Source organism: Candidatus Darwinibacter acetoxidans, assembly GCF_041936445.1.
Lineage (GTDB): Bacteria > Bacillota > Limnochordia > Darwinibacteriales > Darwinibacteriaceae > DTU010.
On the sequence record NZ_JBHGXH010000011.1, the window covers coordinates 1 to 21233 of the forward strand.

20 protein-coding genes are annotated in these 21233 nt (G+C 58.3%); all 20 read left to right on the forward strand.

The window, feature by feature from the left end; genetic code table 11:
* On the forward strand, nucleotides 1-1012 hold a 1012-nt coding region (locus ACE4YL_RS00320), incomplete at its 5' end, for a sugar ABC transporter substrate-binding protein (protein ID WP_461368972.1).
* Nucleotides 1013-1036: 24 nt separating this feature from the next.
* Nucleotides 1037-1348 carry a DUF6616 family protein gene (locus ACE4YL_RS00325; RefSeq protein ID WP_461367837.1) on the forward strand — a complete coding sequence of 104 codons (312 nt, stop codon included), beginning with the start codon at nucleotides 1037-1039 and terminating at the stop codon, nucleotides 1346-1348.
* 171 nt (nucleotides 1349-1519) lie between these two features.
* Nucleotides 1520-2263, forward strand: coding sequence for a glutamine amidotransferase (locus tag ACE4YL_RS00330; RefSeq protein ID WP_461367838.1), 744 nt, complete (start codon nucleotides 1520-1522; stop codon nucleotides 2261-2263).
* 300 nt (nucleotides 2264-2563) lie between these two features.
* Nucleotides 2564-2827: a hypothetical protein gene (locus ACE4YL_RS00335; RefSeq protein WP_461359957.1), complete on the forward strand. Its 264-nt coding sequence runs from the start codon at nucleotides 2564-2566 to the stop codon at nucleotides 2825-2827.
* Between the two features lie 88 nt (nucleotides 2828-2915).
* Nucleotides 2916-3047 carry a hypothetical protein gene (locus tag ACE4YL_RS00340; protein WP_461358518.1) on the forward strand — a complete coding sequence of 44 codons (132 nt, stop codon included), beginning with the start codon at nucleotides 2916-2918 and terminating at the stop codon, nucleotides 3045-3047.
* Nucleotides 3048-3219: 172 nt separating this feature from the next.
* Entirely contained in the window at nucleotides 3220-4803 is a 1584-nt protein-coding gene (locus ACE4YL_RS00345) for a methyl-accepting chemotaxis protein (RefSeq protein ID WP_461368973.1), read from the forward strand.
* Nucleotides 4804-4898: 95 nt separating this feature from the next.
* A complete protein-coding gene (locus ACE4YL_RS00350) occupies nucleotides 4899-5966 on the forward strand; it encodes a Gfo/Idh/MocA family protein (protein WP_461358520.1) in 1068 nt (355 codons plus the stop codon).
* 175 nt (nucleotides 5967-6141) lie between these two features.
* The gene (locus ACE4YL_RS00355) at nucleotides 6142-7074 is read left to right on the forward strand and encodes an ABC transporter substrate-binding protein (protein ID WP_461358521.1); all 933 of its coding nucleotides are present in this window, start codon (nucleotides 6142-6144) and stop codon (nucleotides 7072-7074) included.
* An 85-nt stretch (nucleotides 7075-7159) separates the two neighbouring features.
* Entirely contained in the window at nucleotides 7160-8653 is a 1494-nt protein-coding gene (locus tag ACE4YL_RS00360) for a sugar ABC transporter ATP-binding protein (protein ID WP_461365390.1), read from the forward strand.
* Nucleotides 8654-8668: 15 nt separating this feature from the next.
* Nucleotides 8669-9712, forward strand: a complete 1044-nt coding sequence (locus ACE4YL_RS00365; protein WP_461358523.1) for an ABC transporter permease — start codon at nucleotides 8669-8671, stop codon at nucleotides 9710-9712.
* Between the two features lie 89 nt (nucleotides 9713-9801).
* Nucleotides 9802-11178 carry an MATE family efflux transporter gene (locus tag ACE4YL_RS00370; RefSeq protein ID WP_461358524.1) on the forward strand — a complete coding sequence of 459 codons (1377 nt, stop codon included), beginning with the start codon at nucleotides 9802-9804 and terminating at the stop codon, nucleotides 11176-11178.
* A 77-nt stretch (nucleotides 11179-11255) separates the two neighbouring features.
* Nucleotides 11256-12170, forward strand: a complete 915-nt coding sequence (locus tag ACE4YL_RS00375; RefSeq protein WP_461358525.1) for a sugar phosphate isomerase/epimerase family protein — start codon at nucleotides 11256-11258, stop codon at nucleotides 12168-12170.
* Between the two features lie 45 nt (nucleotides 12171-12215).
* A complete protein-coding gene (locus ACE4YL_RS00380) occupies nucleotides 12216-13310 on the forward strand; it encodes a Gfo/Idh/MocA family protein (RefSeq protein ID WP_461359954.1) in 1095 nt (364 codons plus the stop codon).
* 76 nt (nucleotides 13311-13386) lie between these two features.
* Nucleotides 13387-14220 (forward strand): sugar phosphate isomerase/epimerase family protein, encoded by an 834-nt coding sequence (locus ACE4YL_RS00385; protein ID WP_461358931.1) that lies wholly within the window; start codon nucleotides 13387-13389, stop codon nucleotides 14218-14220.
* A 43-nt stretch (nucleotides 14221-14263) separates the two neighbouring features.
* Nucleotides 14264-15511: a Gfo/Idh/MocA family protein gene (locus tag ACE4YL_RS00390; protein WP_461358932.1), complete on the forward strand. Its 1248-nt coding sequence runs from the start codon at nucleotides 14264-14266 to the stop codon at nucleotides 15509-15511.
* Nucleotides 15512-15739: 228 nt separating this feature from the next.
* Nucleotides 15740-16840, forward strand: a complete 1101-nt coding sequence (locus tag ACE4YL_RS00395; protein ID WP_461368974.1) for a LacI family DNA-binding transcriptional regulator — start codon at nucleotides 15740-15742, stop codon at nucleotides 16838-16840.
* 15 nt (nucleotides 16841-16855) lie between these two features.
* A complete protein-coding gene (locus ACE4YL_RS00400) occupies nucleotides 16856-18376 on the forward strand; it encodes a sugar ABC transporter ATP-binding protein (RefSeq protein WP_461368581.1) in 1521 nt (506 codons plus the stop codon).
* A complete protein-coding gene (locus tag ACE4YL_RS00405; RefSeq protein WP_461359427.1) occupies nucleotides 18373-19407 on the forward strand; it encodes an ABC transporter permease in 1035 nt (344 codons plus the stop codon). Before ACE4YL_RS00400 ends, ACE4YL_RS00405 begins: the two co-directional genes overlap by 4 nt.
* 64 nt (nucleotides 19408-19471) lie before the next feature.
* A complete protein-coding gene (gene rbsB / locus ACE4YL_RS00410) occupies nucleotides 19472-20356 on the forward strand; it encodes a ribose ABC transporter substrate-binding protein RbsB (RefSeq protein ID WP_461359428.1) in 885 nt (294 codons plus the stop codon).
* A gap of 93 nt (nucleotides 20357-20449) precedes the next feature.
* A complete protein-coding gene (rbsD, locus tag ACE4YL_RS00415) occupies nucleotides 20450-20848 on the forward strand; it encodes a D-ribose pyranase (RefSeq protein ID WP_461365884.1) in 399 nt (132 codons plus the stop codon).
* Nucleotides 20849-21233 lie beyond the last annotated feature (385 nt).

Consider the following 21233-nt stretch of genomic DNA (forward strand, 5'->3'; position numbering starts at 1 on the left):
GATGAAGATCCTCGCTGGTATCTATAGTGCCGATCAAGGCGAGATCCTCATCCATGGTAAACCGGTGGTATTTCAGAATGCCAAGGATGCCGCTGAGCACGGCATATCCATTATGGGAGTCGCCGGCTTGGCACAGGCCAGCGGTCCGAGGTTCGGGCTGGTTGTCATGTCCACGGCTAGCGAGTCTTGGTTGGCAGTAAAGGCTGGCGCCGAAGATGCACTCGCAGAGGTGAACGGTACTCTGATCTACACCGGTCCATCGACTGATGCAGATATCCAGGGACAAATCGACCGCATTGATGATCTGATCAACGCGGAAGTGGATGCCATCCTGGTAACGCCTCTGAACCCAGATGCCTTAGTGGCTCCAGTACAACGGGCAATTGAGAGGGGCATCCCCACTATCGTAATCGACTCGGCCATCAACTGGGATGGAATGACCAGCTTTGTAGCCACGGATAACGTTGAAGGCGGCAGGATTGCCATGGAAGAGCTGGCCAAGCTCATTGGCTACAAAGGTAAAGTCGTCATCATCAACGGTCTGCCCGGCATCCCCAGCAACGACGCCCGCAATATTGGGGCTCAAGAAGTGGCAGAAAAGTATCCGGAAATAACTCTTCTGCCTATCCAGTATGGTGAAGACAAAATGGCTGGAATGCAGAACATGGAAAACATCCTGACTGCTCACCCCGACCTGGCCGGCGTTTTCGGCGGCTATGACAGGGGCGCCTTGGGTGCGGCGCAGGCCCTCATCAACCGGGGCTTGGAAGGCAAGGTCAAGTTTGTGGCGTACGACGCTAACCCCGATGAGATCGCCTACCTCGAACAAGGCATCATCGACGTCCTGCTCGTTCAGCAGCCCTATGAACAGGGAAGGATCGCCGTTGCACTCGCTCTTAAGGCCATGGCCGGCGAGGAAGTTCCCAAAGTAGTTCATTCGCCCCTGACCATCGTAACACGGGATAACATGAACGAGCCTGAGGTGCAGAAGGTTCTGTATCCGTTGCAGTAGTATGTTCCATGGAGGAGATGAGCAGTGGCACGCAGCGAAATGCCTCTAGGATTCATAGCATTTTGGAAGCACACCGATACGTGGTACGCGGAATCTGAGGCCAAAAAGGCAGAGTTTCAAAAAGAACTAGAGGGCATATTTGAGGAGTACAAAGACAAAGGCATAAAGATGTATGGCGAATTCGACTGCTGTTGGTCCTCTGAATGGCGCTACTTCACTTTCTGGGAAGTACCAAACCTGGAACTGCTGGAAGAACTCATGGCCAAATTGGCTGAAATAGGGGACATCAATATGTACCACAGTCAGCACCATTATGTAGGCAGGAAGGTCAAATAGGATTCGCCAGACGCGGCAAATCTGTGACGTAAGAAGGAAGAGGGTAAAGGGTAAACAGGGTCCCTTACCCTCTTCTCTTGCCGTGGATATCGCGTGGAAAAGCAAATCTCGCGATCAGCATTTGGGTCCAAAACTAGCTGGTGCCAAAAAAGGCCTAAGGAGGTTGTAAACATGAAGAAAGTGCTGCTGGTTGGTGAAAGCTGGGAAGTGTTTTCCATACACCTTAAGGGCTTTGATGCCTTCTTTACGACCAAATACGATGAGGGGGCCAAATGGCTCATCGAGGCGCTGGAGGAAGGCGGCTACCAGGTGGATTACATACCCAACCACCACGCCCCCAGTAGAGTGCCAACGGAGCTTTCTGAGCTACAGGAGTACAGCGTGGTGATCCTCAGCGATATCGGGGCCAACACCCTGCTGCTTCATCCCGATACTTTTGAACGCTCCTTAGCTACACCCAACCGCTTGAAGCTGTTCAGGGAATACGCGGAACAGGGCGGCGCCTTCGTGATGATCGGCGGCTACATGTCCTTCGCCGGCATCGACGGCAAGGGCAAATACAAGGACTCGCCTGTGGAGGAGATCCTGCCCGTTACCCTTTTGGCGCACGATGACCGGGTGGAGATCCCCGAAGGCATCAATCCTCAGGTGGTTCAGCCGGATCACCCTGTGGTTCAGGGCTTGGATGCCCAGTGGCCGATGCTTTTGGGCTACAACCAGGTCATCGCCAAGGAAGGGGCGGAAGTTTTGGCCGTGGCAGGCGAGGATCCCATTTTGGTGGTGGGTACCTACGGCCGGGGCAAGACCGCGGCCTTTACCTCGGACTGCGCTCCCCATTGGGGTTCCCCTGAGTTTGTGGAGTGGGGGCAGTACAACAAGCTCTGGCAGCAGCTGGTGGACTGGCTCACCAGTTAGATGGAGAGAGTCTGTGTGCGGAGTGCCACGCCTAGGGGGTTCCCCGGGCGTGGTTTTCACGTTTTCTATGCAAAGGTCTTTCTATGGCAAACGCGCTCGGGCTGGTCTCTTTACATCACAGTAGTGGCACGTTTTGTATCGATATACTTGTACGCGGAACCAGAAGGGGCGCTGGACCGTATTTTCCGGAAAGGATTGCATATGTAAGGAAGATCGACAGGTCTCCGTAGACCGTAGGATGCGTAAATACTTACGCAAGATGGCGGTCGTGATGGAGATGGAAAACATGTGGACGTGGCCATGGCCAAAGTGCAGGTGATCCAAAGCTTCGGCTCTCACCTGGTGTTGCTCAGTACAGAAGCCCTGGTTAGTGAGGAGCTGAGCATCATCCGCAGCCTGGACATACAGTATGTTGAGAAGTCGATGATCTCGCCATCTTTCTCCAGCGATGCTCATCGAGAATTGATCAAAGGAGTCAAACAGCCCGTTGTTGTGATGTCGGGCGTTTCGGATGACCCAGATATCTGCTGTGTGCTGGTGGACTCTTTCAAGGGTCTGCGCTAAGGCATGGATCATCTGTTGGCCCACGGCTATTCCAGGGTTGCCTGTGTGAACGGTCCGACTGTGCAGCGGTACAGGAAACCTATGGTTTGTGGACAGCTGTCTGGGGATCAAGATTTCCATCCTCAAGCACTACCCCTCGGACCATCCCTGGAGCAGCGATCTCTACGGCTCCCAGCAGAGTGTGCCGCTGCTGGAGGTGGAAATCGAGCCGGAGTCCTAGGTGGATCGGGCAGCAAGCCCCCCACAGTTAAGTTCACCTTAACTTCGGGGGGTTTTTGCTTCTCCGCTTAAAATTTCACATGGCAGGAGTTTTGAAAAAAGAGCGGTATTAGACCAATTACCTATAAAGTTAATTATTGACTCCTGAAGTCAGAGGGTTGGTGGGAACTGCCATGTTAAACTTGCGGATTTCTCAGAAGCTCTACGGTGTGATTGCCCTGCTCATTATCTGTATCGGCGTTTTGGGTGGTGTCTCCAGCAGCATGCTCAAGCAGGTGGCTGGCATCAACGATCAAGCTGCGGCGGCCCTGGCCCACGTGGCCATGCTGGATGAACTGGAGATCGCCCACTTAGACTGGGCCCTGGAGCTGGCCAATTCGCTCAACTTGGAACAGCCCTTTACCGGGCAGCTGGATCACACCAGGTGCGCCCTGGGCAGCTGGTACTACGCCTTCATCGAGTCAGCGGAGTTTGCCAGTCTCTCCCCAGAGCTGCAGGCGGCCTATGCTGCTTTAGCCGAGCCCCATGAGGCGCTGCACCGCTCCGCGGGGGAGATCAGCGGCTTGCTGGCAGCTGGCGGCTCCGCCTGGGAGGAAGCAAGGAGATCCTACGCGGAAACCACCCTGGTTCATCTCCAAGCCGTGCGTAGCGCTTTGGACCGGATCATTGTGCTGGTGCAGGCGGAGGCGGCGGCCCTGGAGCAAGAGGCGCAGGAGGTGGCCCGAACCTCCCAACTCATCACCTTGGTGATGATCGGCGTGGCGCTGGGTATCGCCCTGTTCCTGGGGGTTTTGACTGTACGTTCGGTCTGCCGTTCCCTGCGGCGCACGGTGGCCTTGGTCCAGGAGCTGAGCCAAGGCGGAGGAGATCTCACCCAGCGGCTGCCGGTTAGGGGCCGGGATGAACTGGCCAAGCTGGCCCAGGGCATGAACGATTTCATTGCCAAACTGCAGGAGATGATGATCAAGGTGGCCGCGGGATCTCTGGAGACAGCCACCGGCTCAGCCGAGGTGGCCGCGGCTGTGCAGGAGACCTCCGGCTCGGTGGCCATGGTGGCCGGCACCACCAACGAGTTCGCTTCTTCCATCCAGATCCTCAACCAGCAGACCCAGGAAATCGCGGAAAAGGCGCAGGAAGCTTTAGAGAAAACCACAGAAGGCAGCAGGCAGATCCAGCGGACCCTAGGCGTCATGGGGGAGATCGATACCTCCGTCTCCCAGCTGAGGGAGGACATCAGAGAGCTGGACGAGCAGTCCGATCGCATCCGCTCCATTGTGGGCATCATCACCGACATAGCTGAGCAGACCAACCTTCTGGCTTTGAATGCGGCCATCGAGGCAGCCCGCGCCGGGGAACACGGGCGTGGTTTTTCAGTTGTTTCGGAGGAAGTGAGGAAGCTGGCGGAAGAGTCCGCGGAGGCAGCCAGTGAAATCACTGAATTGATCGGGCGCATGCAGAGCATCGTCCGGGAAACGGTGGAAAAGAGCGAACGCAGCTCCCGGAAGGTGTCGGAGGGGAAGGAGACCACCACCGAGAGCGGCAGGATGTTCACGGAAGTGCAGAGCGTGATCCAGGAACTGTCAGGCGCCATCGATAAAGCGGCTCTCGCCATCAGCGAACTTTCCGCGGCTGGTGAAGAAATCGCGGCCGGCAGTGAACAGCAATCCGCTTCCCTGGAAGAAGTGGCCGCCTCCATGGACAAGATCGCTTCCGCCGCGGCCGAGCTGCAGAGGCTGGTGGAGTATTTCCGGGTCTAGCGACCTGCCCCGCAAGGCTCAGGAGGATCGGCCGAGGGGAGCTGGAATGATCCATAGAGGGAGAGGCTCAAGACCGAAGTAGGAGGATCCGGTAGATGGAAAGGGTAGGAATCGGCATTTTAGGTTCAGGTTTCATGGCCCAGACCCACGCCAAAGCGCTGGCTGAGAGGCCCGATGCGGAAATCCGCTGGATTTGCGGGCGTAATCCACAGAAGGTGAACGACTTGGCCGCCCAGGTTGGGGCCCGGGGCACCACTGATCTGGGGCAGCTCCTGGCTGATCCCCTGGTGGACGCCGTTGTGGTGTGTTATCCCACGGGGCTGCACAAAGAGATGACCATCCAGGCCCTGGAGGCGGGCAAGAAGGTGCTCTGCGAAAAGCCCATCGCGCTCACCCTGGAAGATGCCGAGGCGATGCTCCAGGCCGCCGCTGCAGCGGCCCGCCACGCCGGGGTTAGCGAGCCTGATCCCCAGCGCTTGGCCGCCCATTTTCTCATGATCGGGCATGTGCTCCGCTTCTGGCCGGAATATGAAAGGGTGCTGGAGCTCAAGGAAGAGGGAAAGCTCGGGGAGATCCGCGCCGTGGAGCTGGAGCGGCTCAGCACATCTCCCCAGTGGGCCAGCTGGTTTGCGGACCTGTCCCTCAGCGGCGGGATGGTGGTGGACCTCATGGTCCACGACTTTGACATGGCCTGTGCGCTTCTGGGCGTTCCCGAGAGCGTCAGCGCCTGGGGAGTGCCGGTGCCCGGCGGCGATTGGAAACACGTGCATGTGGTAATTACCTTCACCGGTGGTCAGCGGGCCCATGTGGTGGGCAGCCACTTGATGCCCCCCAGCTATCCGTTCACTTCCTTCCTCAGGGTTTTAGGCCAAAAGGCCGCGGCGGAATACCGCTTTGTGGCCGGGGGAGGAAGTGTGACCGATGAGGGAGGCGCACCCAACCGGCTGGTACTATACGGGGAAGAGGAACTGCAGCCAGAGGTTGCTGGCTTCGGAGAGGACCCCTACGCCCGGCAGCTGGCTTACTTCCTCGAATGGGTTCGCCGGGGCGGAGCTGTGGAACGGGGTACACCTTCCCAGGCGAAAACGGCGGTGGCCATCGCCCTGGCGGCGCGGGAAGCGCTGGCTTCCGGCTGCAGTGTCGAACTGGGGGGCCTTTTGTGAGGCTCGCCAAATAGTGTTTTTTGGCTGTAATCTAGAGGAGGATTCGCAAGGATTCCTCAAGAATTTTTAAGTATGGTTTTACTTGTGTTTAGCTTAGGGGGTGGTAGCAGAAAGCCAAGCCATGCTCTAGCTTTCTGGGTTGTACCTAGCTCAACAAGAGGAAAGGAGCTGCACAATGAAACGAATTGCTTTAGTGCTGGTACTTGCTGTTCTGTTCTCGTCGCTGGCCTTTGCCCAGCCGGCAGCGGCGAAGTTTAAGATCGGTGTTCTGGCTCCTGCTGTTACACATGGTTGGGTAGCGGCCGTGGCCTATCACGCGGAAAACCGCCTCAAGGAACTTGGCGATGAGGTGGAGTACAACATCCAAACCAGCAACAACGCTGAAGAGATGACGGCCCAGCTCGACGACCTGCTCACCTGGGGTGCCGATGCCATCGTGGCCTTCCCGCAGTGGACAGGTATGGAAGTGCCCATCCAAAGGGCCGTAGACTCTGGCGTGATTGTGGTCAACTTTGACATCGTCATCGATGTGGAAGGCATCTACAGGGTCACCGGCGACAACTACGACATGGGCGTGCAGGGTGCCCACTACATCGTGGAGAAAGTCGGTCCCGAGGCCATTGTGGTCATGCTGGAAGTACCCACTTCCGGTTCCGTATCTGAGCTGCGCAAAGCTGGCTTTTTGGACACCATCAAGGAAATCGCCCCTAACATGACCATCTATACCTATGCCACCAAGTTCACCGTGGAAGATGGCCTGAAGGACATGGCTGATATCCTGATGCGGCATCCCCGGATCGACGCAGTCTATTCCATGGACGATGAAACATCCATGGGCGCCATCCAGGCCATCAGGGAAGCTGGCCGCACCGACATTAAGGTGATCACCGGTGGCGGCGGCATGCAGGATTACTTCCTGATGATGCCTGAGAACGAGGACATCTGGATCCAGTCCGCGCTGTACAGCCCGGCCATGGTCAAGGATGCTGTTGACGTAGCTTTGGCTGTGCTCAAGGGCGAAGAGGTTGAGGCGGTTAAGGTTATCCCCACCACCATCGTGGACCGGACGAACTACAAAGACTTCATCGATCCCAGTTCGCCCTATTAATGCCTAAGGAATCCACTGCAAGGGGCGGCTTCGGCCTCCCCTTGCAGCTTGCTCAGTGCGCCATTTTGCCTTTGGATGTGATGCCATGATCGTGGAGATGAAAAACATCTACAAGTCATTCGGGAAAAACCAGGTCCTGAAGGACGTTTCCATCACCATCAACGGTGGTGAGATTTGTGCTTTAATCGGTGAGAACGGTGCCGGCAAATCCACCCTCATGAATATCCTGGGAGGGGTTTTGCCCGCAGATTCCGGCACCATTTATCTTGATGGCAAGCCCGTGCGGTTTGCCAATCCCGCGGAATCTCTCCGGGCGGGGATCGCCTTTATCCACCAGGAGCTCAATTTGATTAATGATCTGCCCGTGTATGAGAACATGTTCCTAGGGCGGGAGATCCGGAGCAGGTGGGGAAGGCTCGATCTGGAGACCATGGAGGAAAAGACGGCGGACATTTTCCGGCGCATGAACATCGAGCTGGATCCCCGGGCCATGGTGCGCGACTTAGATGCGTCCTACAAACAGATCGTGGAGATCTGCCGGGCCATCATGATGGATGCTTCCGTGATCATCATGGACGAGCCCACCACATCCTTGACGGAGCCGGAGATCAGGCGTGTATTCCAGATGATGGAAACGCTCCGGGATCAAGGAGTCGGCATCATCTTTATTTCCCACAAGCTGAATGAAGTTATGGATATCTGCGAGCGGTATATGGTTCTGCGGGACGGGGAGCTGGTGGCGGAAGGCGATGTGGCCGCAGTCACCACAGATGACCTGGCCCGCTTTATGGTGGGCCATGATGTCCGCACCGAACAGCTCACCCGTGAGGTGCGCATCGGCGAGGAAGTTTTGCGGGTGGAGAATCTCAACCACAGAACAGCTTTTCGCGGCATCAACTTCAGTGTGCGCCGCGGGGAGATCCTGGGCTTTACCGGGCTTTTAGGCGATGGCCGCAGTGAACTGTTCCAGGCCATTTTCGGTGCCGATGAAGTGCTCTCTGGAAGGGTTTGGCTGGACGGTCAAGAGGTGAAAATCCACAGCACCGAGCACGCCCTGGAACTGGGCATCGGCTACCTGCCCCGCAACCGCAAGGAGAATGCCATCATCAAAGATATGAACATCCTGGAAAACGCTTCGATAGTCACCTGGCCCCTGTTTGCCAAGCGGGGCGTGATTGATATAAATAGGCAGGAAGGTCTGTTTACCGAGCAGATCGACCGTCTGGGCATCAGGCTGCAGCGCATCACCGACAGCATCAACACCCTTTCCGGGGGCAATCAGCAGAAGGTGGTTTTGGCCAAGTGGCTGGCAGCCCGGCCCAAGGTGCTGATTTTGGATAACCCCACCCAGGGGGTTGATGTGGGGGCCAAGGAGGAGATCTACGATATTATCCTGGACCTGGCGGAACAGGGTCTGGCCATCATCGTCCTCTCCAGTGAGGCCCAGGAGATCATCCGGCTCTGCGACAGGGCTTTGGTCATGTACCAGGGACATATCCAAGGAGAAGTCTCGGGCGGCACCATGAACGAGCACGATATCATGAGACTTGCCACAGGCGGTGTCCTCAGTGCAAGTTAAAAGGCGGGTTGGAGCATGAAAGTGATGGAAACAGGCGAGAAAACAGGATTTGTAGGGCGTTTACGCCTGCGCTGGGCCAACGATTCCCATTTCGGCACCGTGCTGGTTCTGCTGGGTTTGATCATCCTGCAGACCCTGGTGCTGGGGTTTGACTACGATTCAGTGGGCCAGTGGTTCAGCGCCTGGGGGCGCAACTGGATCAACATCCTGCGCAACAATGCCGGGGTGGGGATCATTGCCCTGGGCATGACCTTTGTGATCATCACCGGCGGCATCGATCTTTCTGTGGGGTCCACGCTGGTGGCCATCGGGGCCGCCAGTATGATGATGCTGGATATAGGTCCCAAAGGCTTCCTAGGTAACCTGGGCATTACCGGCCTGCCCGCCTATGTCTTAACGGTGATCTTCGCCATGCTCATGGGCCTGGTGCTGGGGGCCTTGACGGGGCTTTTGATTACCAAGGGACGGATTGCCCCCTTCGTGGCCACCTTAGGCACCATGAAGATTCTGCGCAGCGTGACGCAGCACTTTATGCAAGGCTACAACCCCCGGGTGCCCCGGGAGTTCCTGCAGCTCGCCAATCTCCAGGTGGGCGGCTTGATGTTCATGCCCATCATCTACTGGCTGGCCATCGCGCTGATCCTGATCTACGTCTCCCAGCGCACCGTCTGGGGGCGCCAGGTGATTGCTGTGGGGTCCAATGAAAGGGCGGCCCAGCTTTCCGGTGTGAATGTGAACCGGGTGAAGGTGGGGGCCTACACCTTGACTGGGGTTCTGGTGGGCATTGCCTCCATCATCCAAGTGGCCCGCATCGGCACCATGGACTTCGCCAATGCGGGAAGCGGCTACGAGATGGATGCCATCGCCGCGGCAGTGGTGGGCGGCACCAGCATGCGCGGCGGTCGGGGCACCATCTTTGGCACCGTCTTGGGCATGCTCATTATTGCAGTTATGAACAACCTCTTGAATCTGTTTGGGGTTCCGCCCTTCCTGCGGGAAGCGGCCAAGGGCGTGATTGTCATTGCCTCCGTGCTCTTCCAGCGGAAAGAGAGTGCGTAGCGCAGCAAAGTCCAAAGCGCGGCCAAGAAGAGCCCCCGCCGGCTCGCCCAGGGAGCGAGCGGCGGGGGTCTTTAGCGAGGAGATGCACCATGGTACGGGATAAAGAGTTCTACCGGACGATGTTCAAAATCGCGCTGCCCATTGCCCTGCAGTCGCTGCTCAGCCTGCTGGTGGTGGTGGCGGACAACATTATGGTTTCCTTTACCCCAGATGGGGTTTTAGCCCAGGCCGCTGCTTCCCAGGTGAACAGCATCACCGCCTTGGTCACGGCGGCCCTCACGGGCCTTGTGGGCGGCTCTTCCGTTTTGATCGCCCAGTACTGGGGCAAAAAAGACATGGAGCGGATTAAGCAGGTCTTCGCGGTGGTGCTCTGGATCTGCCTCGGGGTGGCCTTGGTGATCGTGGCCGTCTTGAAGCTTTTCCCCGAAGCCATCATTGGCATCATCATCGCCAAGGAGGATGCCCAGATCACCGCGTTGGCCCTGACCTATTTGGGCATCATCTGCCTTTCCTACATCCCCTTCGCCCTTTCCAGCGCGCTGGTGGGAATGCTGCGCACCGTCGAAGTCGTGCGCATCACCATGTACATCGCCCTGTTCGCGCTGGTGGGGAATGTCAGTCTGAACTACATCTTCATTTTCGGCAAGCTGGGGCTGCCCCCGCTGGGCATTCGAGGCGCCGCCCTGGCCACGCTGCTCACCCGCCTGGGGGAGCTGGTCCTGGTCTTGGTTTACACCTTCAAGGTGCAGCGGCAGATCGCTCTAAAGCCCCGGGACTTTTTAGCGGTGGATCGCCAGATGCTCAAAGACTATGCCTTCTACGGACTGCCGGTGGGCCTCACTGATGCCCAGTGGGCCCTCATCGGCATGCTCAAGGCCGCCATTATCGGGCATTTGGGCGGCACCTTCATGGCTGCCAACAGTATCGCCACCTCCATGGGAGATCTGGGTACCTTGTTTGCCTTTGGCCTTGCTGGAGGCGCGGCGGTGGTGGTGGGAAAGGCGGTGGGCAGAGGTGATTACGCCGCGGCCAAGGAGTATTCCAAAACCATCGAGATCATGTTTTTCCTGATCGGCGTGATCATGGCCGGCGCGGTGTACCTGCTGCGGGTCCCGTTTGTGTCTTTGTACGGATCTAGTTCCGATCCGGAAGTGTTCACCCTCAGCGTGGAGATCATCGGTATTCTGGCCGTCACTTTGCTGGGCACCACTTACCATGCCAGCTGTTTTGTGGGGATCAACCGGGGCGCGGGCGACAGCCGCTTTGTGGCCCTGGTGGACATGATCTGCGGCTGGCTGATCGTGCTGCCCATGACCTTTTTGGCGGCCTTTGTCTGGCGCTGGCCCCTGCCCTTGGTGTTTTTGGCCACCCGCATCGACCAGTGCTTTAAGTGGATCATCGCCTTTTGGCGCCTGCGGGGCGATAAGTGGATTAAGAATGTAACAAGGGAATCTGCGGCCCTGTAAAGAAGTATTCCCAGGGCCTTTTGGGGCCCTTGGAACTTTGCGCAAAGAGACTATCACCAACAGAAAGGGGTTGCTTGATGAAGCTCGGTTTTCTTTCAGCGATTGTAGGCTTCATGAGTTTTGAGCAGGTGATTGACACCGCCAGCAGCCTGGGTTATAGGTGCGTGGAGCTGGCCTGCTGGCCGCGGGAGGAAGCGAGTCGCCGCTATGCGGGGGTGTCGCATCTGAACGTGGCGGAGCTGGATGACGCCCAAATCGCACAAATCCAGGACTACTGCCGGGCCAAAGGGGTGGAGATTTCTTCCCTGGGTTACTACCCCAACAACTTGGACGAAGATTTGGAGCGCCGCCGCTATTTCCACAATCATCTGTATACGGTCATCGAAGCTTCGGCTAGACTGGGCATCAACATGGTCACTACCTTTGTGGGGAGAATGCAGACCAAGACCATCGAGGAGAACTTCGAGGAGTTCGCCAAGGTCTGGCCAGCTATCATCAAGTTCGCCGAGGAGCGGGGGGTTAAGATCGCCATTGAGAACTGCCCCATGCTCTTTTCCCGGGATCAGTGGCCCGGCGGGCACAACATCGCCTCCACGCCGGCCAACTGGCGCAAGATGTTCGAGATCATCGACAGTCCCAACTTCGGTTTGAACTACGATCCTTCCCACTTCGTCTGGCAGCAGATGGATTACATCAAGCCCATTTACGAGTTTAAGGATAAGATCTTCCACATCCACCTCAAGGATACCCGCATCGAACGGGATCGGCTGAATGATGTGGGCATCATGGCCTATCCTTTGCAGTACATGACCGCGAAGATCCCCGGCCTGGGCGAGATCAACTGGGGCCGGTTCGTCTCCGCCCTGACGGATATCGGCTTTGACGGCCCAGCCTGCGTGGAGGTGGAAGACCGGGCGTTTGAGGACAGCGAAGAAAGCGTCCTCAAGAGCCTCAAGCTGAGCAAGAGATATCTGGAGCAGTTTATCATCTAAAGCGAAGTTCGCTAAGGAAATCTGTTTCGTAAGGAGGAGTGGGCTATGAAGAAGCTGAAAGTGGGGATTATCGGCTGTGGAGGTATCGCCAACCAGAAGCACATGCCAGCCCTGAAGGCGCTTTCTGAAGACTGCGAGATGGTGGCCTTCTGCGACATCATTGAAAGCCGCGCAGTAAAAGCCGCTGAACAGTTCGGGGTGCCGGGGGCCAGGGTGTACACCGATTACCGGGACCTGCTGCAGGAGGCGGAAATCGATGTGGTACATGTGCTCACACCCAACGTGAGCCACTGCCCCATAACGGTAGCTGCCTTCGAGGCGGGGAAGCATGTGATGTGTGAAAAGCCCATGGCGCACAATACGGAGGCGGCCCGGCAGATGCTGGATGCCTGGCGCAAATCGGGCAAGAAGTTCACCATTGCCTACCAGAACAGATTCCGGCCGGAGGTGCAGACCCTCTACCGTTCCTGCCGCAATGGGGAGCTGGGTGAAATCTACTTCGCCAAAGCCCATGCCGTCCGGCGGCGGGCCGTGCCCACCTGGGGGGTCTTCCAGAACAAAGCGGAACAGGGGGGCGGACCCCTCATCGATATCGGCACCCACGCGCTGGATATGACCCTCTGGATGATGGACAATTACGAAGTGGATTCGGTCACCGGTTCCGTCTTTTACAAGATGGCGGACCAGGTGGAGGGCAATATCTTCGGTCCTTGGGATCCGGCGACCTTTGAGGTGGAAGACTCGGCCTTCGGTTTCATCAAGATGAAAAACGGGGCCACCATCTTCCTGGAGGCCTCCTGGGTGCTGAACGTGGTGGAGTCCCGGGAAGCATCCACCACCCTGTGCGGTACGAAAGCGGGGGCGGAAATCCGCTCCGGCATGAGCTATCCCAAGCCTGAGCTGATCTACAACCGGGTGCTCCACGGCACACCCACAGATGAGCGCAATTCCTACATGGGCGATGTGGCCTACTTCGGCGGGGCGCAAGCTGGCGAGGGCGTGGCCGAGGCCCGGCAGTGGCTGGAGGCCATCAAGTACGATAGGGAACCCCTGGTCCAGCCGGAGCAGGCCTTTGTGGTCACCCAGATCTTGGATGCCATCTACCAGTCCCACGCGCTGGGTAAAGAGATCAAGTTCTAGCGGAGGATTTCACGCCGCCGACCCCAGGTCGGCGGCTTCCCCGCGGAGAATTACTTCTGAGGAAAGGGTGAGCTGCATGAGCAAACTGCCCGTGGGAATCCAGGTCTACAGCCTGCGGGACCTTTTAGAAGGCACCCCGGAGAATTTCAAACCGGTTATGGAGAAGCTCAAGGCCATGGGCTATGCGGGCGTGGAGCTCGCGGGCCTCTACGGCTTGGAGCCGGCCTACGTCCGGGATGTGCTGGGCCAGGTGGGTCTAGTTCCCGTGAGCGCCCATGTGCCTTTCGCGGATTTGCTGGGGGATCTGGACAGGGTGATCAGCGACTACAAGACCGTCGGGGTGGAATACATCGCGGTTCCCTATCTGGATCAGGAGCTTCGGCCCCTGGGGCCCAGGTATGGGGAGGCGCTTGCGGAAATCAAGCGTATCGGCCAGGCCTTGAGGCAAAATGGACTGAAGCTCATGTACCACAACCATGACTTCGAGTTTGTCCAGCTGCCGGACGGCACCTACGGCTTGGACGACATGTATGCCCAGATTGGCGCCGAAGATCTTTTGGTGCAGCTGGATACCTGCTGGGCGCATGTGGCGGGCATCGACCCCGCCGCCTACATCCGCCGATACGGTGAGCGCTGCGCCGTGGTGCACGTTAAGGATTACATCAAAACAGGCGACCCCAAAAACCTCTACGAGCTCATCGGCACAGAAGTTGAGAAAGAAGCAGGCGGCGAAGGGTTCTTCCAGTTCCGGCCGGTGGGTTTCGGCCAGATCTTCTGGGAACCCATCTTAGAGGCTATTCTGGCAGCAGGCAGCAAATGGATCATTGTGGAGCAGGACGAACACCACGGTTTGGGGAGCCTGGAGGCAGCCCGCCGCAGTAGGGAGTACCTGAAAATCCTGGGGTGGTAGCCGCAGGTTGACATAGGGAATTGCAGAGAGAAGGAGCAGGCATATGAGCAAGAAAGTGACAATCGCGGTTATTGGCGCAGGCAACCGGGGGAAGGCCTATGCGGCTTTTGCCAGCCAGCATCCTGCAGAGGTGCAGGTGGTGGCGGTGGCCGAGCCCCATGCCCTCCGCCGTCAGAGATTCGCCGAGGAGCACCAGATTCCTGGGGAAAACCAGTTTGCCAGCTGGGAAGAGCTGCTGGCCCGGCCGCGGCTGGCTGAGGGGATCATTATCGCTACGTTAGATGATCTGCATGTGGAACCGGCCCTGCAGGCCATGGAGGAAGGTTACACCATCCTTTTGGAAAAGCCCATCGCCCACACTTGGGAGGGTACCAGGCGCATTGCGGAAAAGGCCCGGGAAACAGGCGCCCGGGTGCTGGTCTGCCATGTGCTGCGCTACACCAACTTCTACCGCCAGCTGAAGAGCCTTTTGGACAGCGGGGTGGTGGGCGAACCCCGCCTGGTGGATCACCTGGAGAACATCGGCTACTGGCACTTTGCCCACAGCTATGTGCGGGGCAATTGGCGAAATACCCAGGTGGCCGCGCCCATTATCCTGGCCAAGACCTGCCACGACTTCGACCTTTTGTACTGGCTGTTTGGTGCCAAGTGCCAAACTATTTATTCCCAGGCCTCCCTGGTGCACTTCACCCAGGAGGCGAGACCCGCAGGCGCGGGTGAGCGCTGTTTGGACTGCAGCATTGAGCCCCAGTGCCCCTATTCCGCCAGGAAGATCTATATCAACGACAACGAGGGCTGGCCGGTATCGGTGATCACCGAAGATCTTTCCTTCGCGGGGCGGTACCGGGCCCTGGAGGAAGGGCCCTACGGCCGCTGCGTGTACAGCTGCGACAACAACGTACCCGATGTGCAGACGGTTTCCATGAGGTTAGATGGGAGCCTGGAGATCAACATGGCCCTGACCGCCTTTTCCAGCGAGATCAACCGCAGCACCCGCATCTACGGCACCCACGGGGAGCTGCACGCCGATTTCAGCACAGGGACCATCGAGATCCACCGCTTTGGCCAGGCTACGCAGGTGATCCAGGTGGAGCACAGCGCCAGCGGACACGGGGGAGGGGACTTCGGCCTCATGCAGGACTTTGCGCGCCTCCTGCGGGGAGAGGAGCTCTCCGATGGCCTCACCTACCTGGAGGATTCCCTGGAAAGCCACATGATGGCCTTTGCCGCTGAAAAGTCCAGACAGGAAAAGAGAGTCGTGGATCTTGGTGAGTGGCGAGCCTGGAGCTAAACCAGGAAGAGCCCCTGAACTGCGCAACGAAAAACGAGAGGCACTGCCCGATTTTGGCTCTGGGCAGTGCCTTTCCTCTATCCGATAGAGCGGCCCGCATAAATCCTTCCATTTTTGCTAATCAACGGGAGGAAATATGAAGGGCTTGTTGTATAATATCATTTGAAAACGTTTTCGTAGAGGTTTTCACAAAACGTGGTTCGTTCTGCCCCCGTGGAGGTGCACAGATTGGCAGCCAATCAAGTTACAGTAAGAGATGTGGCTCAAAAAGCTGGAGTTTCCATCAGCACCGTCTCCCGCGTGCTCACCGGCAGTGCCCGGGTCTCCCCTGAACTGCGCCAGCGGGTAATCGACGCGGTGGAAGAGCTGGGTTACCGTCCCAACGCTTTAGCCCGGGGACTGCGTATGCGGCGTACGGCGGTGATCGGCCTGCTCATACCGGACATCTCCAACCCCTTCTTTGGGCAGCTGGCCCGGGTGGTGGAAGATGCGGCCAACAACCGGGGGTATTCCATACTGCTCTGCAACAGTCAAAACAGCCGTGCCAGGGAAGTCCAGTATTTGGATCTCCTCCGCCAGCAGCAGGTGGACGGGGTCCTGGTGGTCACTTCTGGAGCCATGGGCGAGGAGCTGGAGGAGTTCTTCAAGCTCACGGGAGCCGCGGTGCTGGCTCTGGACCGGCGCATCCCCCAGTTCAAAGGCCCCTGGATCGGCGGAGACCCCTACCCAGGGGCGCGCCAGGCTGTTCAGCATCTTTTGGACTTGGGACACCGCAACATCGGCCTGGTGAGGGGTGTTGAGGGCAACATCAGCAGCGATGAACGCTACAAAGCCCTGAACAGGGCGTTGGTGGAGGCTGGCCTTCCCGAGGAGCGCTGGACCTGGGTGGGGGAATACACCTTGGAAACGGGGATTGCCGCCGGGCTGGCCCTGGCGGAGCTGCCTGCGCAAAAGCGCCCCACCGCGGTGATTGCCACCAGCGAATTCAGCGCCTACGGTCTCATTGAGGGAGTATCCCGCCACGGGATTTCCGTACCGGATCAGCTGTCTGTGGTGGGCTATGATAACACAGCCTTTGCCGAGGTCTTCCGGCCAGCCCTGACGGTGATCGCCCAGCCCATTGAGGAGATGGGCGAGCTGGCTGTGGACTTCATTCTGCGCATGATCAACAACGCCGAGCAGGACGAGCAGCTGCCCCCCGTGGCGCCAGTTGCTGGTATGAGGCCCCCCGCCGCGGTGAAAGAAGCGGTGGAAGATGCGGTCTTGCCCACCTACTTGGTGGTCCGGAGCAGTACCGCGCCAGCCCCCAGGGCAGAATTCGGTCAGTAGAAAGGAGCTGTTCCCATGGCCAAAGAGCTGCCTGCCGCAGAAGACAGCTGTGTTGTTCGTATGAAGGGCATCAGCAAGGCCTTCCCAGGAGTTCTGGCCCTGGATGGGGTGGACTTCGAGCTGAGGGCTGGCGAAGTTCATGCCCTGGTGGGGGAGAACGGAGCCGGGAAGAGCACCCTGTCTAAGATTTTAACCGGCGTGTACACCAAGGATGCCGGCGAGATCCAGGTGCGGGGCCAGTCGGTGGAAATCCAAACCCCCCTGGATGCGCAGCGCTTGGGCATCCGCATTATTCACCAGGAGTTCAATTTGATCAACAACATGACCATCATGGAGAACATGTTCCTGGAAACGCTGGGGAACAGACCGTGGGGGTTGGTCCCCTATGGCTGGATGCGCCGCAGAGCCCAGGAGGTTCTGCAGTGGCTGGGGCTGGACGTGTCCCCGGACACACTGGTCAGAGAGCTGAGCGTGGCGGAACAGCAAATGGTGGAGATTGCCGCGGCCCTGTCCAAGGACGCCGACGTGATCATCATGGATGAACCCACCGCTGCCCTCACCGATGCAGAAGTGGAGCGCCTCTTTGAGCTTATTCGCCGGCTGCGGGACCAGGGTACGGCCATCGTCTACATCTCCCACAAGCTGGAGGAAGTGATGGCCATCGCCGACCGGGCCACGGTGCTGCGGGATGGCCGCCTGGTGGGCACCAAGCCCATCGCCGAGCTGACCAGGGATGAGATCGTGCAGATGATGGTGGGCCGTCCCCTGCGCACCATGTATGTGCGCACCCGCAAACCAGACCAGGAGTTGGTGCTGGAGGTGGAAAACCTCACGGTGCCCGGGAAAGTCAAGGGTGTCTCCCTCACGGCGCACAAAGGGGAAGTGGTGGGTCTAACGGGCCTGATGGGTGCGGGACAGCATGATGTGCTCCGGGCGCTGTTTGGAGCTCTATCCGCAACAGGCGGCACCATCCGCCTGCGGGGCCGGGAAGTGGTGATCCGCTCCCCTTGGGATGCTATCAGAAACGGCATTGGCCTGCTCACGGAGAACCGCAAAGAGGAGGGCCTGGTGCTGCCCCTTTCGGTGATGTTCAACATAAGCCTGTCCTCTATGGACAAAATCACCCGCTTGGGGGTCATTGCCCACGGACGGGAACGGGGGCAAGCCGAGCATTATGTGCAGCAGCTGCGGATCCGCACCCCCGACGTGGAGCAGCAGGTGGAATACCTCTCCGGCGGCAACCAGCAGAAGGTGGTCCTGGCCAAGTGGCTGGCCACCGAACCGGAGATCATTCTCATGTCAGAGCCCACCCGGGGCATTGATGTGGGGGCCAAGGCAGAGGTGTACCGCTTAATCGATGAGCTGGCTGCCCAGGGCAAGGTCATTATCTTGGTATCCTCTGAGCTGCCGGAGATTATCAACTTGAGCGACCGGATTTATGTGATGTACGAGGGGCGGGTGGCAGCTGAACTCGATGCTACGCAGACGTCCCAAGAGGAAATCGGTATGTATGGAACGGGAGGATATACGCGATGAAAGCAGGCAAACGACTGGGCGTGGCTCCTCAGGATTTGATCAGGCGTTACGGTATGCTGCTGGTTCTGCTGGTTATGGTGGCCTTTGCTTCCCTTTTAAGCGACCGCTTTTTCACCACCGCTAATCTGCTCAATGTGACCCGCCAGGTGGCCATCAATGCGGTGCTGGCCGCGGGTATGACCATTGTCATTATCTCCGGCGGTATAGATCTCTCCATTGGATCGGTTGTGGCCATCTCTGGGGCATTGGGAGCGGGCCTGATGGCCGGTGGGGCCGGTTGGTTTGCAGGAGTGCTTGTCACCCTGCTGGTGGGCCTGGCTCTCGGCATCACCAACGGCCTGTTCATCGCCTACGGGCAGCTGCCTCCCTTCATCGTCACACTGGCCACCATGGCGCTGGCCAGGGGCTTTACCCAGGTGTACACCGGAGGGCGGGCCATCCATGTCACAAACCAAACTTTCCAGTGGTTTGGCCATGGTTACCTAGGTTCCATCCCCGTCCCGGTGATCATCATGGTTGTGGTTTACATCCTCGGCTATCTCTTCGTCAAGCACACAAAGCTGGGCCGCCTGGTCTATGCCGTGGGCGGCAATGAACAGGCCTGCCGCATGGCGGGCATCAGGGTGAATCGCGTTAAGGTGGCCATCTACGGCATTAACGGGCTTTTGGCCGGCTTGGTCGGGGTCATATTGACCGCCCGCCTGTTTTCCGCACAGCCCACCGCTGGCGTGTCTTACGAAATGGATGCCATCGCCGCGGTGATCTTAGGAGGCACCAGCCTGTCCGGTGGCAGGGGGAACATCGGGGGAACGATCATCGGAGCTTTGATCATTGGTGTTTTGGGCAACGTCTTTAACCTGCTCAATGTCTCTCCCTTCTACCAGGATGTGGCCAAGGGCCTGGTGATATTGGTGGCTGTCCTTCTCGATCGTTTGCTGCATGCCGGAGGACGTACTTTCCGAAAGGAGGTGGAATCCAGCGGAGATAAGCAGGGACCCAGTGCGGATCCAGCACAGACCGCACAAGTGTAGTGATAACCGTTAGCGAGGATAGCGAAACCTGAGCATGTCCATAAAAACCAAAGGAGGATGCTTCATGAGGAAGTCACTGCTTGTTGCCTTGAGTGTGCTGCTGACGCTGGCTCTAACCAGTGCGGCTGTATCGGCCTACACCATCGGCTTTGCCATTTCCACGCTGGATAACCCGTTTTTCGTTGACCTGAAGGATGGGGCAGAAGCCAAGGCTGCTGAACTCGGTGTCACCCTGCGCGTGCTCGATGCCCAGGACGACCCCGCGCGCCAGCTGGCGGGTATCGAGGATCTCATCGCCCGGGGCGTGGATCTGATTTTGGTGAACCCCACCGACTCGGCGGCGGTTGTACCAGCTATTCTAGCAGCTAATCGCGCCGGTATTCCCATTATCACAGTGGACCGCGCCGCCGAAGGCGGAGAAGTGGTAACCCACATCGCTTCCGACAACGTATTGGGCGGGCGCATGGCCGGCGAGTTCATAGCCGAGCTTTTGGGCGGCAAGGGCAAAGTTGTGGAACTGGAAGGCATTCCCGGCACCAACGCGGCCAGGGAGCGCGGCCAGGGCTTCAACGAGATCATTACTCAATACCCTGAGATCGAAGTTGTGGCCCGCCAGGAGGCCGGTTTCGACCGCGCCCGGGGCTTGACGGTCATGGAGAACATCCTGCAGGCGCAGCCGGAAATCGACGCTGTCTTCTGCCACAACGATGAAATGGCTCTGGGTGCCATCATCGCCATCGAAGCCGCCGGCAGAGCCGCTGAGATCCAGGTTGTCGGCTTTGACGCCACCGACGACGCCGTCAAGGCCGTGCAGGAAGGCCGCATGCTGGCCACCATCGCCCAGCAGCCCCGCCTCATGGGACAGCTGGGTGTAGAGTACGCCGTGAAGGTTCTGCAGGGTGAAGCGGTGGAGAAGTTCATTCCTGTAGCTCTGGAGCTTGTGAAGTAGGCGCGCTGAAGAGCCGGGAGTCAGGGGGAGCGGGGCCTGGAAGCCTTCCGGCGCCCCGCTTCCCATCAGTTGGGAACTGAAAGGAGGCACTTTATGAAGAAAACCGGAGTTCTGCATGCCCAGCTTTCCCGGATCATCGCCGCCATGGCCCACGGGGACATGCTGGTGATTGGCGACGCGGGCCTGCCCGTGCCCCCGGGGGTAGAGTTCGTGGATCTGGCCTTAAAGGAAGGCGTGCCGGGTTTTCTGGAAACAGTGGAAACGGTCTTGACTGAACTGCACGTGGAAGAAGCCATCATCGATACTGAGCAGGCAGAAGTTTCACCGCAGATGTATAAAGACTTCACGGCCATGTGGCCCCACGAGATTCCCTTGCGCACAGTTCCCCATAGCGAATTCCAGGAGCTGTGCAAGGGCGCCAAGGCGGTGGTCCGCACCGGCGAGTTTACTCCCTACAGCAACATCATCCTGGTGGCGGGTGTGCTGTTCTAGGCAGTATACCGGCCTGGGCACTGGACGAACGCTGGAAATCTCTCAGTTTCTTGGGCAGGAATTCCCAGGTTGGTATGGAATCATCCAATTCACCTAACGTATGTAACATCAGCCATTTGGGAGATTGGCAAAACACTGGGTGTTTCCCACCGCGATCGTCTCCAGGGCCTTGAACAAGATGGGCTCTGGGGCGCTGAGTTGGTGTAGGAGGGGATTCCCAGTATTAGGAGTGTTTGTGCATTCGAGGGAGGTGATGCGCTGGAGTCAGCCGTAGCTTTGTTCCGCCAAGAGTCTGAGCTGAAGAATAAATGCGAGGAGGATATGCCGTGAATAAGAAACTCGTAGTGGTTTTCAGTCTAGCTTTGGTTCTGCTGATGAGCACTGC

Excerpts from the sequence above, each read along its gene's own strand:
- ACE4YL_RS00330 (WP_461367838.1), top strand. The coding sequence starts at position 1,520 with ATGAAGAAAGTGCTGCTGGTTGGTGAAAGCTGGGAAGTGTTTTCCATA.
- ACE4YL_RS00335 (WP_461359957.1), top strand. The coding sequence starts at position 2,564 with ATGGCCAAAGTGCAGGTGATCCAAAGCTTCGGCTCTCACCTGGTGTTG.
- ACE4YL_RS00345 (WP_461368973.1), top strand. The coding sequence starts at position 3,220 with ATGTTAAACTTGCGGATTTCTCAGAAGCTCTACGGTGTGATTGCCCTG.
- ACE4YL_RS00350 (WP_461358520.1), top strand. The coding sequence starts at position 4,899 with ATGGAAAGGGTAGGAATCGGCATTTTAGGTTCAGGTTTCATGGCCCAG.
- ACE4YL_RS00355 (WP_461358521.1), top strand. The coding sequence starts at position 6,142 with ATGAAACGAATTGCTTTAGTGCTGGTACTTGCTGTTCTGTTCTCGTCG.
- ACE4YL_RS00360 (WP_461365390.1), top strand. The coding sequence starts at position 7,160 with ATGATCGTGGAGATGAAAAACATCTACAAGTCATTCGGGAAAAACCAG.
- ACE4YL_RS00365 (WP_461358523.1), top strand. The coding sequence starts at position 8,669 with ATGAAAGTGATGGAAACAGGCGAGAAAACAGGATTTGTAGGGCGTTTA.
- ACE4YL_RS00370 (WP_461358524.1), top strand. The coding sequence starts at position 9,802 with ATGGTACGGGATAAAGAGTTCTACCGGACGATGTTCAAAATCGCGCTG.
- ACE4YL_RS00375 (WP_461358525.1), top strand. The coding sequence starts at position 11,256 with ATGAAGCTCGGTTTTCTTTCAGCGATTGTAGGCTTCATGAGTTTTGAG.
- ACE4YL_RS00380 (WP_461359954.1), top strand. The coding sequence starts at position 12,216 with ATGAAGAAGCTGAAAGTGGGGATTATCGGCTGTGGAGGTATCGCCAAC.
- ACE4YL_RS00385 (WP_461358931.1), top strand. The coding sequence starts at position 13,387 with ATGAGCAAACTGCCCGTGGGAATCCAGGTCTACAGCCTGCGGGACCTT.
- ACE4YL_RS00390 (WP_461358932.1), top strand. The coding sequence starts at position 14,264 with ATGAGCAAGAAAGTGACAATCGCGGTTATTGGCGCAGGCAACCGGGGG.
- ACE4YL_RS00400 (WP_461368581.1), top strand. The coding sequence starts at position 16,856 with ATGGCCAAAGAGCTGCCTGCCGCAGAAGACAGCTGTGTTGTTCGTATG.
- ACE4YL_RS00405 (WP_461359427.1), top strand. The coding sequence starts at position 18,373 with ATGAAAGCAGGCAAACGACTGGGCGTGGCTCCTCAGGATTTGATCAGG.
- rbsB (WP_461359428.1), top strand. The coding sequence starts at position 19,472 with ATGAGGAAGTCACTGCTTGTTGCCTTGAGTGTGCTGCTGACGCTGGCT.
- rbsD (WP_461365884.1), top strand. The coding sequence starts at position 20,450 with ATGAAGAAAACCGGAGTTCTGCATGCCCAGCTTTCCCGGATCATCGCC.